Source organism: Bacillus sp. Cr_A10, from assembly GCF_029222665.1.
Classification (GTDB): domain Bacteria; phylum Bacillota; class Bacilli; order Bacillales_A; family Planococcaceae; genus Psychrobacillus.
Map to the genome: position 1 here is coordinate 131,428 of NZ_JARHXR010000001.1, position 13,098 is coordinate 144,525.

General features: G+C 37.0%; 13 protein-coding genes. 4 read left to right on the forward strand and 9 right to left on the reverse strand.

Translation table 11 applies throughout. From position 1 onward, the window contains the following. The first annotated feature begins 32 nt into the window (after positions 1–32). Both P2Q73_RS00665 and P2Q73_RS00670 read left to right on the forward strand, forming a co-directional pair. Entirely contained in the window at positions 33–1,217 is a 1,185-nt protein-coding gene (locus P2Q73_RS00665; RefSeq protein ID WP_275782814.1) for a tyrosine-type recombinase/integrase, read from the forward strand. Positions 1,218–1,312: 95 nt separating this feature from the next. Continuing rightward, positions 1,313–1,753 (forward strand): peptidylprolyl isomerase, encoded by a 441-nt coding sequence (locus P2Q73_RS00670; protein ID WP_053591028.1) that lies wholly within the window; start codon positions 1,313–1,315, stop codon positions 1,751–1,753. A gap of 166 nt (positions 1,754–1,919) precedes the next feature. Here P2Q73_RS00670 and P2Q73_RS00675 read toward each other — a convergent pair whose 3' ends face one another. The 5 genes from P2Q73_RS00675 to trhO form a co-directional block, all read right to left on the reverse strand. Continuing rightward, positions 1,920–3,029, reverse strand: coding sequence for a DUF1648 domain-containing protein (locus tag P2Q73_RS00675; protein ID WP_275782817.1), 1,110 nt, complete (start codon positions 3,027–3,029; stop codon positions 1,920–1,922). Further along, positions 3,026–3,415: a GntR family transcriptional regulator gene (locus tag P2Q73_RS00680; protein WP_053591030.1), complete on the reverse strand. Its 390-nt coding sequence runs from the start codon at positions 3,413–3,415 to the stop codon at positions 3,026–3,028. Before P2Q73_RS00680 ends, P2Q73_RS00675 begins: the two co-directional genes overlap by 4 nt. A gap of 154 nt (positions 3,416–3,569) precedes the next feature. After that, the gene (locus P2Q73_RS00685; protein WP_056828998.1) at positions 3,570–4,874 is read right to left on the reverse strand and encodes a D-serine ammonia-lyase; all 1,305 of its coding nucleotides are present in this window, start codon (positions 4,872–4,874) and stop codon (positions 3,570–3,572) included. Between the two features lie 15 nt (positions 4,875–4,889). Next, positions 4,890–5,336 (reverse strand): GNAT family N-acetyltransferase, encoded by a 447-nt coding sequence (locus P2Q73_RS00690; protein ID WP_275782821.1) that lies wholly within the window; start codon positions 5,334–5,336, stop codon positions 4,890–4,892. A gap of 240 nt (positions 5,337–5,576) precedes the next feature. Continuing rightward, positions 5,577–6,533 (reverse strand): oxygen-dependent tRNA uridine(34) hydroxylase TrhO, encoded by a 957-nt coding sequence (trhO, locus tag P2Q73_RS00695; protein WP_275782824.1) that lies wholly within the window; start codon positions 6,531–6,533, stop codon positions 5,577–5,579. A gap of 203 nt (positions 6,534–6,736) precedes the next feature. Between trhO and P2Q73_RS00700 the strand changes: the two genes are divergently transcribed. Then, positions 6,737–7,606, forward strand: coding sequence for a glycerophosphodiester phosphodiesterase family protein (locus P2Q73_RS00700; protein WP_275782826.1), 870 nt, complete (start codon positions 6,737–6,739; stop codon positions 7,604–7,606). Between the two features lie 3 nt (positions 7,607–7,609). On the opposite strand, the gene P2Q73_RS00705 is transcribed toward P2Q73_RS00700, so the two are convergent. From P2Q73_RS00705 to P2Q73_RS00720, 4 genes are all read right to left on the reverse strand, one after another. Next, positions 7,610–8,056 carry a YaiI/YqxD family protein gene (locus tag P2Q73_RS00705; protein ID WP_053591035.1) on the reverse strand — a complete coding sequence of 149 codons (447 nt, stop codon included), beginning with the start codon at positions 8,054–8,056 and terminating at the stop codon, positions 7,610–7,612. An 80-nt stretch (positions 8,057–8,136) separates the two neighbouring features. Continuing rightward, positions 8,137–9,222, reverse strand: a complete 1,086-nt coding sequence (locus P2Q73_RS00710) for an ABC transporter substrate-binding protein (RefSeq protein WP_275782830.1) — start codon at positions 9,220–9,222, stop codon at positions 8,137–8,139. Positions 9,223–9,234: 12 nt separating this feature from the next. Next, positions 9,235–10,014: an ABC transporter ATP-binding protein gene (locus P2Q73_RS00715; RefSeq protein ID WP_481747125.1), complete on the reverse strand. Its 780-nt coding sequence runs from the start codon at positions 10,012–10,014 to the stop codon at positions 9,235–9,237. A gap of 4 nt (positions 10,015–10,018) precedes the next feature. After that, on the reverse strand, positions 10,019–10,840 hold the full coding sequence (locus tag P2Q73_RS00720; RefSeq protein ID WP_053591038.1) for an ABC transporter permease: 822 nt from the start codon (positions 10,838–10,840) through the stop codon (positions 10,019–10,021). 124 nt (positions 10,841–10,964) lie between these two features. On the opposite strand from P2Q73_RS00720, the gene P2Q73_RS00725 reads away from it, so the two are divergent. Beyond that, the gene (locus P2Q73_RS00725; protein WP_275782835.1) at positions 10,965–12,266 is read left to right on the forward strand and encodes a M48 family metallopeptidase; all 1,302 of its coding nucleotides are present in this window, start codon (positions 10,965–10,967) and stop codon (positions 12,264–12,266) included. The last annotated feature ends 832 nt before the right edge of the window (positions 12,267–13,098 follow it).

Here is a 13,098-nt window from a genome sequence, read left to right on the forward strand (position 1 = left end):
TACGCCGCCAAGCTATGGAAGGAATGGTATAAGTGAAATTACACAAATCCAGTAAAGAGCCTGAGATCTACTATTATTTCAATGTAAATAAAGAAAAAATGTGGATGTATCGCCATAAGTATTATGACAGTCTAGGGAATCGGAAAGAAAAAAAGAAGAGTGGGTTTAAAGACGAAAAAACAGCCCTTAAAGCTCTTTTGAACGTAAAGGCTGTTACAGTTAGCGGACAGTCAAAAATGGTCGAGTATGACCGTATGACAGTAGCTCAATGGTTTGATATTTGGTTTGAATCCAATAAGAATAGCTGGAAGGTCACCACACAAGTCAGTAAAGAGTACCATATCAGAAAATATATCAAACCGCTATTAGGTCATTATAAAGTTCAAAAACTGGACAAGTCCACTTATAGACGTGCATTTATCAATGTTTTAGAAAAGAAACTCAAGATATCTACCGTTCGATCTATTCACACCACTTTTAAAACAGCAATTAATGCAGCAGTCGAAGAAGAGATACTTGACCGTAATCGATTTAATAAGATTCCATTCACATCATCCAGTCAGGAAACATTGGAAGAAGTAGAAAACTATTTTACACCTGAAGAATTAAATACCTTTTTAATAAAAGCAAAACAACAAACCAACATGACTGATTACACTTTTTTACTTACCCTTTCCTACACTGGACTACGTAGAGGTGAAGGGTTTGGTCTTCAATGGAAAAACATTGACTTTGAGAATAAAACCCTAACCGTTGAACGGAACAGAGGCTATTATGGGGTTGGTACTCCAAAAACGAAAAATAGTTATCGAACAATTAAAATTGATGATGTTTTGATAAATCAATTAAAAACATACAAGACCTGCTGCAAAGAAATCATGTTAGCGAATGGGATCAAGTACAATGAAAATCGTTTTGTTTTTATTGACGAATTGGGACAACCTTCAAACTATGAAAACATTCGTACTGTATTAAAGAAATTAATTAAAGCAAACAAGCTTCCGAATGTCTCCATTCATGGATTACGACATACCCACGCCACAATATTACTAAATAGTGGGTTGAACGTAAAAGTAATAGCCGAAAGATTAGGAAATACCGTTGAAATGATTTACACTATTTATGGTCATGTACTGAAGGAATTAGAAGTAAAAGCAGTGGATTTATTCGCTCAAAGTTTAGCTAATGGGGCTAAAATTGGGGCTAGTTCTCCATGACTAAGCTTCCAACCCTTATGCATCAACGATCTTTGGAAAACCCCCTAAGTACATGCTATACTTATAAGGATTTATTTGAAAAAGGAGTGTTTTGAATGGCGAAAAAAGGATATATTTTAATGGATTCAGGCGAAAAGATCGAATTTGATTTATTCCCAAATGAAGCACCAAACACAGTAGCAAACTTTGAAGAGTTAGCAAACAGCGGATTTTATAACGGAGTAGTTTTCCACCGTGTTATTCCTGGCTTTGTAAGTCAAGGTGGAGACCCAACTGGTACAGGCATGGGCGGTAGTGGCAAAACGATTAAATGTGAAACAGCTGGCAACCCTCATAAACATGAAGCTGGAAGCCTATCTATGGCACATGCAGGAAAAGATACTGGCTCTAGCCAATTCTTCATCGTGCATGAACCACAACCACATCTAAATGGTGTTCACACTGTTTTCGGTAAAGTAACGAGCGGTCTTGAAGTAGCAAAAGCTATGTCAAATGGCGCTAAAATGGAAAAAGTAGAAGTATTCGACGCAGAATAATCATCTTGGAGCTCCCTTTTAAGGGGGCTTCTTTTTTGACATTTCGCTTATTCTAACTAAAGCTCAGGATTTTCCAACTTAAGAGCTATTTTTTCCAACTAAGCATACTAAATTTCCAACTAACTAAAAAAGCCGCTCCGCAATAATGTGGAGACGACCTTTTAACCTATAAATTAAGTACAATGACGAGAATAAGAACAAACGGTAATAAAAAAATGATCCAACTTGCTGGACGACCAAAGTTTAGTGTCCACCCAACCCCAAAGCGTTTTTCTGCTAAAATGCTTGGGTCCTCCGGATTAAAATACAAAATTCCACCTTTCCAGTATCGGTCTTCATCAACTGCTGTAATTGAATGCTCTAAATTAGGGCTATCTTCTTTCACTTTAATACGCGAACCACTTTGACCAACTTTAACTGTATATATGAGCACCCCTAGTAATACTACAACTAAAAAAGTAATTGGTAATGCAAACATAACCCAAGCAGAAGATATGTCCGGATGGATAGTTTGCAAATGCGTGTATCCCATCATCAAAGTCACGCTTATAGAGACGAATAGTGCAAACCAACTTGTGTATTTTCGGAATTCTAACTGCTGTGCAAGTGACGTTTTTTTGTTCGCGGGATTAATCTTAGATCCTGAAAACCTCATTCCTTCGCTCATCATAAGGAACATACCTTGCATGATGAGGAGTAAAAGAAGCGTAGCAATGGAACTAAAATATGTTTTTTCACTAAAATCATCTGGCTGTCCATTTGGTCCCCAATGGGTCGGAATCATATCTGGCATTTCAGGATATTTAATAAATGTATAAATAATAAGTCCAATCGTCACAATCATTGGGACAATAAAAACAGCTCTTGGTATTAGCTTCAGCTTATCTTGAAATCTTAAATCTACCACGCGTACTTCACTTTTACCAGATAGCCACTTTTGTTGCTCTTTTAGTTTTTTTACTCGTAAATGCATCATAAAATAGTAGCCAATACTTATAAAAAGCATGGCAAATTGAACGCCTACACCGATCAAGGCCAATGTATCTTCTGCAGGATTTTGTGTTAATGACCAATATAGGTACCCTGCTAAAATAACCAATCCTATTAGCAGAACAACACGTGTATACTTATTTTTCAAACGAATTACTGTTTTTTCTTTCGTATATTGCTCTGGAACATACACACCAAAAGCTTCTGTTTGCTTTAAAAACTTTGGCATAAATGCTTGTAATACCGTTGTAAATAATAGAATAAATGCGAATAACAAAATAATCATGGTTTTCCCTCCTTAATGTCTTGAACGAGCTCATGTAACATCTTTACCATTTCTTCTTCGGAAAGCTTTAGCACTAATCCTTCTGCAAGTAGTGGTCTCATTTGTTCTTTGAGTTGTTGTTTTTCTATTTCAGATGCTTGTGAAATTCCATTGGGGTGAATAAATACACCCGACTTTGCGACAATTTGTATAAATTCTTTTTCTTCTAAGTAATGATATGCTTTATTGACCGTGTGCATATTCATGCCCAGATCAGACGCGAAAGCTCGGACAGATGGTAATGAATCACCAGGCTTTAACTCTCCTCGTACAATACCTTCAATTAATTGATGTGCTAGTTGTAAATAGATTGGCACGGATGAATTTGTCTTTATTTCTATAAACATGATGCTACCTCCTATTTACCATTGTTCTATTCTTAGTATAACACAGTTGTTCTATATATAATAGAGCAAAATGTTTTTTAAACAAAATAATTTATACATACAAAAAACCTACTTTCCGAAGAGAGTAGGTTTGTTATTTATATTCCAGATTACCCTATTGATTAAGAAATTGTCGTCCCGTTTCATAGTACGTTACCTTTTCACTCTCAGGTACCATACCTCCACCAGTAGCCCAGACTATATGAGTAGCGTTCTGTAAGTTAGCTCCATGTGTTGCTAGCTGAATAGGACCGGTCATACCCGCAAGAGCAGATGGTTCAAGCTGAATTTTTTCTGTATCGACTAATAATGCAAGAAGCTGATGCATGGTTCTATCACTTATTGTATAACTACCTTCTATAAGCCGTTCTAATGTCTTTCCAACAAATCCTGATGGACGGCCTACCGCAAGCCCGTCCGCAGCAGTTTTATTATCCAATCCAATATCATGAACGGAGATATTTTCATGTAATCCTGTCATTAAACCAAGTAGCATGCATGGGGAGTGTGTAGGTTCGGCGAAAAAACAATGAACGTGGTCTCCAAATAGAAGCTTCAAGCCAAATGCAACGCCTCCTGGACCTCCTCCAACACCGCATGGTAAATAAACGTATAACGGATTGGTTTCATCTACCACTTTTCCTAATTGCTCTAATTGTTTCTTTAATCTATTTGCCGCGACTGCATATCCTACAAATAAGTCGATGGAGTTTTCATCGTCGATAAAAAAGCAATTTGGGTCTTGTTCTGCTTGCTTTCTTCCTTCTTTTACAGCCAAACTATAATCGGCAGCATATTCAATGACCTCTACTCCTTTTTCTCTTAGCAGGTCCTTTTTCCATTGCTTTGCATCACTCGACATATGCACGGTTACTCGGAAACCTAGCTTTGCACTCATTATTCCAATGCTTAGACCTAAGTTTCCTGTTGATCCAACAGCAATTGAGTATTCTGAGAAAAACTTTTTAAATGCATCATTAGCAAGAACTCCATAATCGTCCTTTGGCGTTAATAAGCCTTTCCGAATTGCAAGTGTCTCTGCAATTTTAAGCACTTCATAAATGCCTCCTCTGGCCTTAATGGAACCAGAAATGGGCAGGGCATTATCACATTTTAATAAAAGCTCTCCAGTAAAGTCAGTTTGAAATAATTCCTTTAAAGCGGATGCCATTTCAGGAATAGCAACAAGTGGTGACTCAATAATCCCATTCGCTTTTGCTGTTTCTGGAAAAGCAATTTGTAAATAAGGAGCAAATCGTTCTAGTCGATCACTTGCATCCTGTACCATCTCACTTGTTACTTTTATGTTAGGAAGTGCTTCAGACGTCTTTGTTTGATTCGGATTGAACCAAATGACCTCCTCTGTATTTTGCATTTCCTTAATCAAAGGAAATTTCTCTATCAATTGTTGTGTATTCATAGTTGTAAACCCTCTCTATTCCAAGCTCAGTACATGCGTTATATCAGGCGAACGATCTTCAAATGCAAAACCATTTGCTCGATAAAAAGCATCTGCCTTTGCGGATTCTGTTTTAGTAGTAATCTCTTTAAACTGTCCTTTTGCATTTTCTGCAATCACTTTACATAGCTCACTTCCGATACCTTTTCGACGGTGTTCTGGTAAGGTGTAGAAGCGAAGCAATCGAGCGGATTGCTCTTCAGAGCTTTTTATACTTTGTCTTAGCCCGCCGATTGCTACTATCTCCCCGTCTTCCCATACCCCATAAATGGCCTCTCCTTGTTCGGTGAATCTTCTCGTACCATCTTCATATCTACTTGCTAGTCTAGATACGAATCGATATCCTTCTTTTTCGCTTTCTTGAATTAGTTTGGTTACGTCGACTTCTTTCAAATCTGAAATTCTCTTCACTTCGATTGCCATTACGTCTCCCCCATTCAATTGTTTATAAATATAAAACGAACTCTAGATACCTTTCGCTATCACAAGACGAATTCCCTCTATTCTAATAGTATATACCCCAAACCTCATCCTTTATTACAGGGTTGTTACTGGTGCCTGGCACCAGTAACAACCCTGTAACAATCATCCAGTAAATCATCCAGTAGCATTTCAACAATAAAGAATCCCACGCTTTGAGGGTGCGTGGGATTTGGATTGTTATTATACTGTTTCTTCAATCGCAGCTAGTCTTGCTTCTACTTCTTCTTCTGATAAATTGTGTTCTACGATGTAGCGGTTGCGTGGGTGCACTCGGCACTCATGTGAACAGCTGCGTAGGTATTTATGTTCGTTTTCTTCCGAACATAAAATTTTGTCATTACAATCTGGGTTTGCACAGTTAACATAGCGTTCACATGGCTCACCAGTGAAATGATCTTTACCAACAACAACGTGTTCTACTTGGTTGATTGGAACAGCAATACGCTCGTCGAATACGTACATTTGTCCATCCCATAGCTGACCGCGAACTTCTGGATCTTTCCCGTAAGTTGCGATACCACCGTGTAGTTGACCTACGTCTTCGAAACCTTCGCGTACTAACCAACCAGAGAATTTTTCACATCTAATTCCGCCAGTGCAATACGTAAGAACTTTTTTACCTTCGAACATTTCCTTATTGTCACGAATCCATTCAGGTAAATCGCGGAAATTGCGAATTTCTGGACGAATTGCTCCACGGAAATGCCCTAAATCAAATTCATAATCATTACGAGCATCGATTACTACTGTATCTTCCGCTTGCATTTGCTCAAAAAATTCTTTAGGAGATAAATAATTACCTGTTAATTCATTCGGGTTAATATCTTCTTCTAATCCTAAATGTACAATTTCCTTTTTAGGTCGAACGTGCATTTTTTTGAATGCATGTCCTTCTGCTTCATCTATTTTAAACACCATGTCCGCAAAACGTTCATCCGCTTTCATCATGTTCATGTAAGCATCGGTTTGCTCTATTGTTCCCGAGCATGTCCCGTTAATTCCTTCATTTGATACTAAAATACGCCCTTTTAACCCAATTTCCTTACAAGCAGCAAGGTGTTCTTGTGCAAATGTTACTGGATCTTCAATTGGGACATATTTATAGTAAAGTAATACTCTGTATGCATGTGTGTCCATTTTTTACTCCACCTTTTCTAAAATTTGTCCATTCGTTTTAATATATCAAAAAATCAGGTATTTGTTAAATAAATTGTTTTCTTTGTATTATCAAAAAACAAACAAGTTTGCAATAAATACTTCTTGTTCGTCTTTATAAACAATAGTATAAATATACGTTTCTTTAATTGGTATCTATTGTTTTTCCTGAAAGAAGGTTTTTTATGCAGAGACTCCCTTTGATTCTTACACTCTTCTTATTAATAGCCGCTTGTGGCGTAAGTGAAATTAGTAAAGCTCCTTTACCTGTAGAGGAACCCATCCTCATTGCTCATCGAGGAGCATCCGCATATACTCCTGAACATACGATTCTTGCCTATGAAGCAGCAAAACAGGCAGGGGCTACTTATATTGAAATAGACTTGCAAATGACAAAAGATGGAGTATTGGTTGCCATGCATGATGAGAAAGTAGATCGCACTACAGATGGAAATGGGTTTGTAAAAGAATACACTTTAGAAGAATTAAAACAATTAAATGCAGGACAATCGTTTAATCGTACCTATCCAGACCTAGCAAATAAACAATTTGAAAATTTAGAGGTGCCTACATTAGAGGAAATCTTTTTGCATTTTGGAGATGATGTGAATTATTACATAGAAATGAAATCACCAGGGATTTATGTTGGGATGGAAGCAAAACTGCTTGCATTGCTAAAACAATATAAGCTGATTCATGTAAATGAAGGATTACCTAAAGTTATTATTGAATCCTTTAATGAGGATAGCTTAACAAAAGTCCATCAGCTTGAACCGAGGCTTCCTCTTATTAAGTTATATAGTTTCAAGGAGGAAGCTGCTGCTCTTTCGGTCCAAGAGTATAATCGCTTACGTTCTTATGCAAGTGGTATTGGAGCTAATCTTAACTCTGTGACGACAGATTTTATTCAAGAAGTCCAACAAAATGGCCTTCAAATTTATCTATATACGATTGTAAACGAAGTAGAAATGAAACAAGCACTAAACCTAAAACCAAACGGAATCTTCGTCAATAATCCTAATTTAGGAATTAGAATAAAAGATGAATTTGATTAGGCATTATTTATTTAACACATGTGCACATAGTCTGTTGAAACTTGCCTCAAATTTTTCATTATCTTCTTTTTGACGCTTTTTTGGCCCCTTTAAGCGTCCTCCCGCTTGTCTAATTTTCTTTGAGATGTGGCGGCTGTTTAATAGCTGATCAATATTTTCAGGTGTATACCAGCGACCATTTTGATCAATTGCAAAGCCTTGTTTTGCTAATACCATTGCCGCAAGGCCGTAATCTTGTGTAACAACGATATCTCCCTTGTTCACTTTATTCACTAATACAAAATCGACCGCATCTGCACCTTTTGATACCATGATTGTTTCTGCTCCTTCTCTTTGCATATAATGAGCAGTATCACACAGCAGTGTTACCTTTAAATCAAATTTCCTTGCTATATCAATTGTTAGATCTACTACCGGGCATCCATCTGCGTCTACTAAAACACTTACCATCCTACGCACCTCTTTTACCATTCGATATTTCCTCATTGTATACCATTTTATAAAAAAACGCCCAATGCTTATTGGGCGTTTTATTTATCGTATTCCCCTAAAATCTCAACGGCTTTTTCGGTGACGGATGTATCTACCGCCTTATCGAAGTCAACATCCCCATCTATTGCACCGTTTGCTTTATATGCATCATACTGTTTTTTCACATCATCTAAAAACATTTTTCCATCTGGATCAAGACCAGTTACAAATACTTTTTCCCAAAGGGCTGAATCTTTTAAGGATGTATGCTGTGTCATAATATCAATTATTTCTGCTTTTCCTTCTCCCTTAACGAATGCATCATTATAATCTCGAACTCCTTTTAAATAAGCTGCCATGAATCGTAGTGATACATCTTTTTCCTCATTCATGAACTGTGGTGATCCAAGTACCATGGCAATTTGAGATTCCGGTGCGTAATCTGTTGCATCTCCAAAACGTTCGTGGAATCCATTTTCAATTCCTTGTGCAATAAGTGGCTCAATTTGAAGTGCAGCATCTATCGAACCATTTTCAATTGCCCCTAACATACTTCCAAAGTCTGCAAGTAATACAAATTCCACATCATCTGGTGTAAGTCCTGCATGCTTTAGCATTTCCAAATATATATATTCATCAATCGAATTTTTAGAGGAGATTGCAATTCGCTTGCCTTTAAAGTCTTTATATTCCTTGATTTCATCTTTCATATGATTACCAATTACAAATGTAAAGTACGATTTCCCTGGTACATTATGCCCTTTATCTGCAATGATCTTTACGTCTATTCCTTGTGCAATAGCATTGAAGAACGACGCAGTTGATACTCCTCCTGCAATATCTACATCACCAGATGCAAGGGCTGGTAACATTTCATCACTGTTAGCAAACTGTGCAAATTCTACTTCAATATTATAGTCTTCAAAGTATCCTTTTTCTTTTGCAATATAAAAGCCTGCTCCAGATGCTGCTCCATCCTCGGCAATAATAACTTTTACTTTCTCTTCTAATGGTGCCAAGTCACCTGATGGATTATTTTTATCTACTTCATCATTCACTCCATCTCCACTATCTTTTCCATTAGAAGAACACGCACCTAACAAAAGAATTATCGATGCGAGTAGTATCAACCAACGTTTTTTCACAAACTTCCTCCCTTATCTTCTTGATTTTTGTACTTCCTGCTGCAAGTGATTCCAAATAGTAATAAACTGCTCTGCCATCTCTGCGTTTGCTCGCACTTGTTCCATCGTTCTAGGCCGTGGTACAGGTACTTTAATTTCATTGATAATTTCACCTGGATGAGCACTCATTAATACGATGCGATCGCTCAATAGCAAAGCTTCGTCAATACTATGCGTAATAAATAACACTGTTTTTTTCGTTTCAGACCATATCGATAGTAATTCTTCCTGTAAAATAAATTTGTTTTGCTCATCTAGTGCTGCAAAAGGTTCATCCATCAGTAAAATTTCTGGATCGTTAGCAAATGCTCTGGCAATGCTAATCCGTTGTTTCATTCCCCCAGAAATTTCTTTTGGATACAGCTTGGAAAAATTAGTTAATCCTACTTTTTCTAAATAATAATTTGTTTGTTTTTGTACAAAATCCTTTGGTAATTTTCTCATGTTAAGTCCGAAGGCAACATTCTCTTTCACTGTTAACCAAGGAATTACACCTTTTTCTTGAAAAACCATTGATTGTAGAGGCCTTTCTCCTGAATCAGACACAATTTTGAAAGAGCCAGAGCTTGGTGATTCTAATCCAGCCAATATTCTTAATAATGTTGTCTTGCCACAGCCACTCGGCCCAACCAAACAGACAAATTCTCCCTCTTCTATTTGAAGCGATACATTTTTAACCGCTGTTACACTGTTATCTTTTTTATAAAAAACTTTTGTTAAATTCTCTATCGATATTTTAATAGGATTACTCAACAACTCACCTCCATGGGACAATCTTCTTTTGTAGCCCACGTAAGAAGAGGGAAAATAGAAAACCAAAAAATGAAATGAGCACTAACCCAACAAACATCTCTTTTAGCATGAATGCCTTATAAGAGGTCCATATTAAATACCCAATTCCTGATGTAGCTCCCATCATTTCCGCAGCCACTATTGTGAGCAGTGCAATTGCCTGCCCCATCTGAATACCTTCTAGCATGACAGGAAGTGCACCGGGAAAAGCTATTTTGAAGAAAAAGTCTTTCGGACTTGCTCCGTAATTTTTGGCAACATCTAAATGCACCTTTTCTATGTTGATTACTCCCGCTACTGTATTGATAACAACTGGGAAAAATACGCTACCTGCAATCGTTACTACTTTTGAAAAATCTCCAATCCCAAAGAGAATAATTATAATAGGAAGTAGTGCTAGCGTAGGTATTGGCATAAAAGCCATTATAATCGGGGAGATAAAATGACGAATAGGTGCATATAATCCCATAAGCAATCCGATAACGATTCCTGGAATCACACCTAATAAAAAGCCTGCTGCAATTCTATATAGGGAGACCGATATATGCGTCCATAATAGTCCACTCGTTGCCAAATCGAAAAATGTAGACATAATTGCAGACGGAGGAGGGAAAAACCGAATATCAAGTATTCCCGTTCGAGAACAAACTTCCCATAGAAATAAAATAAGGATAGGAGAGATAATCGTGAGTAGTTGCTTTGCTCTTTCTTTTACTTGTTGTTTCTTCCATTCTTGTTGTTCCGTTTCATAAGGATCGTATTGGACGACCTCTTTTTCATCGCGCATTTTTCACCACCTCTTGTAAAAATAATATGTTAAATCGGGTAAATGTGTGATAGCCAACAATTCTCATTGACTACAATCACATAATTTGGTAGATTTATAAATATTTTAAGAGGAGGAATAAAAATTGACATCGAAAGAATTAAGATCAAATAGAGAACTGATTTATTTTATACTTAGCATCATTTTTAGTGTTTTTATATACATATTTGCTATCGCTTCTCTATTTGGAATTGCTATTTTACTTGTAATTTTGGCCATTCTACTATATGCAAATGCTATTATGCTAGGTTCCATCCGTGGGAATGGAATACGAATAAGTGAAAAGCAATTCCCTGATGTTTATGAGCGTGTTGTACAATTAAGCTCTAAGATGAATATAAAAAAGGTCCCCGATGTATTTGTCATCCATTCAGAAGGTGCATTCAATGCATTTGCAACGAGATTTCTTGGTAGAAACATGGTAGTCATTTATTCAGAAGTATTTGAGCTTGCTAGAGAAAAAGGAGAAGCGGAATTAGATTTTATCATTGCGCATGAGCTGTCTCATGTGAAACGTAGACATGTATGGAAAAATATTTTAATCATGCCTGCCCAGTTTATTCCCTATCTTTCACAAGCATACAGTCGTTCATGTGAGTACACATGTGATCGGGAAGCAGCTTATCATATTCAAAATGGTGAGGCAGCTAAGCAAGCACTTACGATTCTTGGAGTAGGAAAAAAATTATATAAAGAAGTAAACGAAGATGCTTATTTGGAACAAATCCATACAGAATCGAATGTAGCTGTTTGGTTAAGTGAGGTATTTTCTAGTCATCCGCTAATTCCAAAAAGAATTCAAGCAGTAGGAAAATTTATGCAAGTTAATGGAACACCTTCGTATTACTCTAATTCAACCAAAATAGCGTTAGGTATTGGAGCGTTAGTTGGCATTTTCTTTGCAGTTTATATCGGAGTTATCGCTCTTGTAACTGCCGGAACATTCACGTATGCAAACTTATTTTCCGGAAGCACTTTAGGCGAAACATTTACAGATGATTCATTTTCCTATAGTGACTACTCTCAAACTCCTTTAATGCAAGCAGTTATAGATGCTGATACAGAAACTGTCAATCAGCTCATTGAAGAAGGTGTGAATTTAGAAGAACAAGATTCTGAGGAAACAACGGCACTTCTTCTTGCGATCTATGAGGGTAATGATGAAATTGCCGAAATATTATTACAGGCAGGAGCAGACCCAAACACTGCTGATTTGTATTCCAATGCATTAACCGCTTCTATAAATTATGAAAACTATTATATGGCATCCGTTCTTTATGAATATGGTGCTAATCCAACGGAATTAGACCCTGAAGGATACTCAGCATTTGACATGCTAGGTGTTAACAATGAAGAAGAATTTTTAGAAATAATTTATAACTATTAACTGCTTTTTAAGGACATATATAAATTAAGAAAAGTGCAACCATATTTTTAAAAGCATACCTGCTTTCAAACTTTTCCAGAGTGTTTTGCACAGACTTTCTATACCATTACCGTGTCAATTTTTAGAGGGGAGGGTCGTGACTAGTGTCACTACCCTCCCCTCTTTTTTCGGTAATCCTGTGGCGTTCTTCTGTCCGTCGCTCTCCTGCAACTTTTGGAAACTAGGTACTACTGTTTTGGATAACTAAAGGGTTGTTTTCTTATTCATATTGCAAGCTCTCGAAGATGTATTTCGATCGCTATCCGTCTTCTCTACTTGGTGGATACTTACTATTTTTCTGAAATTCCGCTGATAACAATACATTTCCCATGGTATTAATCCTTTTCTTTGGAATATTGATTAATTTTTCCTATGATAGACTAATGTCAGTTAATATTACGAACACTAGATTTATATTAGTTCAATGTCATTTACTTTCCCATCTTTGAACAAAGGTGAGTCTTATGAATGGACTCACCTCAGATTGTAGACATAAGGCAGTTGATTAATTGGCCTCATTCGTTATTTTGATTTTTGTTGTCATCATTTTCTATTAACACAAGATTATTATTCCTGAGTATATAGAAAATAATAAGGTAGCATTTTATTGGTTTGGAGAAGCGTCTGCTCGACTCCTGCGGGAAAAGCGAGACAGACGAGACCCTGCAGAAGCGTAGCGACGAAGCGGCTCGGCGCTCGCCCGCGGAAAGCGAGCAGTAAGCTTCGGATAACCTTTCCTCTTCTATATAAAAAAGGTGAGTCCACGCGTAGGACTCACCTTTCTTCATAATGA

Coding starts and splice junctions, on each gene's coding strand:
- P2Q73_RS00690 (WP_275782821.1), bottom strand. CDS start 5,336: ATGGCAATCGAAGTGAAGAGAATTTCAGATTTGAAAGAAGTCGACGTA.
- P2Q73_RS00670 (WP_053591028.1), top strand. CDS start 1,313: ATGGCGAAAAAAGGATATATTTTAATGGATTCAGGCGAAAAGATCGAA.
- P2Q73_RS00720 (WP_053591038.1), bottom strand. CDS start 10,840: ATGCGCGATGAAAAAGAGGTCGTCCAATACGATCCTTATGAAACGGAA.
- P2Q73_RS00675 (WP_275782817.1), bottom strand. CDS start 3,029: ATGATTATTTTGTTATTCGCATTTATTCTATTATTTACAACGGTATTA.
- trhO (WP_275782824.1), bottom strand. CDS start 6,533: ATGGACACACATGCATACAGAGTATTACTTTACTATAAATATGTCCCA.
- P2Q73_RS00705 (WP_053591035.1), bottom strand. CDS start 8,056: ATGGTAAGTGTTTTAGTAGACGCAGATGGATGCCCGGTAGTAGATCTA.
- P2Q73_RS00680 (WP_053591030.1), bottom strand. CDS start 3,415: ATGTTTATAGAAATAAAGACAAATTCATCCGTGCCAATCTATTTACAA.
- P2Q73_RS00685 (WP_056828998.1), bottom strand. CDS start 4,874: ATGAATACACAACAATTGATAGAGAAATTTCCTTTGATTAAGGAAATG.
- P2Q73_RS00700 (WP_275782826.1), top strand. CDS start 6,737: ATGCAGAGACTCCCTTTGATTCTTACACTCTTCTTATTAATAGCCGCT.